1 protein-coding gene is annotated in these 241 nt (G+C 52.7%); it reads right to left on the bottom strand.

The features are described from left to right. On the bottom strand, positions 1-241 hold a 241-nt coding region (locus OGY04_RS00015; RefSeq protein ID WP_286584504.1), incomplete at both ends, for a hypothetical protein.

The following is a 241-nucleotide window of genomic DNA, read 5'->3' as shown; positions in this document are numbered from 1 at the left end:
TGTCCGCGGCCAGGGTGCCTGCCGCCAGATTGGTGATCTTGCTGGCACTTCCGTTGTGCTTAGCACTGAATGCACCAGAGGCTGAATCCCACAACAGGGCATCGTCGGTGAGCGTGGTGACGGAGTCGCTCAGACTGTTGATATTGGTGGTATTGGTGGCGATATCGGTTGTGTTTTGGTTGATGCTGTCGGTATTGGTGGTGATATCAGCAGTGTTCTGATCCACTTTCTCATTTGTATC

Source organism: Citrobacter sp. Cpo091, from assembly GCF_030332645.1.
In the GTDB taxonomy this organism is placed as follows: Bacteria; Pseudomonadota; Gammaproteobacteria; order Enterobacterales; family Enterobacteriaceae; genus Citrobacter; species Citrobacter portucalensis.
Note: the sequence above shows the minus strand (reverse complement) of the source record. Positions and strands in the feature narration are given on the sequence as shown.